Consider the following 1,212-nt stretch of genomic DNA (forward strand, 5'->3'; position numbering starts at 1 on the left):
TACTATCCTAGACAGTCGCCAGCCCCTCGAAATAACGCTTTTCATACTCTACTGGCGATAGGCCATTATTGAAACTGTGTCGACGCCTAGGGTTGTAAAACATTTCGATGTAATCAAATACATCCTGGCGGGCAGCTTCTCGATGCTCGTAAATCTTCCGCCGTATCCTTTCCCGCTTCAGCAATTGGAAAAAGCTTTCTGCGACGGCATTGTCGTGGCAATTGCCTCGTCTGCTCATGCTAGGTTTGAGACGGTGCGCCTTTAAAAATGCCTGCCAATCATAGCTACTGAACTGACTACCTTGATCTGAGTGGACTAGCACCTCCCCATCTGGTCTTCGCCTCCATACCGCCATCAGTAATGCGCTGATCGCCAAGTCACGATCCATCCTAGGTGCCATTGACCACCCGACGACTTGGCGTGAAAAGAGATCCAGCACGGCAGCCAAATATAACCATCCTTCATGGGTTCGAATATAGGTAATATCCGTCACCCATACTGTGTTGGGGGTGGTCACGTCGAATTGGCGCTCCAGATGATTCGGGGCGACCACGGCTGGCCGTCCGCCAAGCTGACCAGGGCGACGCCGGTAGCCAGTTTGAGAACGTAACCCTTCTTGACGCATCAATCGCGCAACACGGTGCTTGCCACAGGTCTCCCCTAAAGCTCGAAGATCATCTTTGATCTTGCGATAGCCATAAACACCACCACTCTCCAGCCAGGATTGCTTGATATGACCTAGCAAGCGCTGGTCTTCTTGCGCTCTTGCAGACTGCGGTGTCTGTTGCCATGCGTAATAACCGCTGGGATGCACACCCATCATGCGACAGAGACGTCGGATAGGGTGAGAGCAGGCGTGCTCTTGAATAAATGCGTACTTTACCCGGACAGCTTGGCAAAGTACGCGGCGGCCTTTTTTAGGATATCTCGCTCATCAGTGACGCGCCGCAGCTCAGCCTGAAGGCGACGGATTTCTGCTTGCTGATTAGAGGAATGCTGTCGTTCGTCTTCAGGTGTGCTGAATCGCTTGATCCAAGCATAAATGCTATGGCTTGAAACGCCCAACCGCTCCGCGACCTCTGCTACTGAAAACTGACGTTCAGTGACTTGCTTGACGGCGGCCTGTTTGAATTCTTCGGTGTAACGTTGTTGCTTGCTCATGATGTCTCCTCAACTTCCATAGTTTGAGGCTCTTGAGCTGTCTAGGAAAGT

1 protein-coding gene is annotated in these 1,212 nt (G+C 51.8%); it reads right to left on the reverse strand.

The genetic code is table 11. The features are described from left to right. Positions 1–7: 7 nt before the first annotated feature. Positions 8–1,161, reverse strand: a protein-coding gene (locus JCM2850_RS15975; RefSeq protein ID WP_088177775.1) for an IS3 family transposase whose coding sequence is annotated in 2 segments (ribosomal slippage) — positions 8–921 and positions 921–1,161 — 1,155 coding nt in all. Because the reading frame shifts where the segments join, the coding sequence is not laid out codon by codon here. Positions 1,162–1,212: the final 51 nt, after the last annotated feature.

Source organism: Methylobacillus glycogenes JCM 2850, from assembly GCF_000617925.1.
Lineage (GTDB): Bacteria > Pseudomonadota > Gammaproteobacteria > Burkholderiales > Methylophilaceae > Methylobacillus > Methylobacillus glycogenes.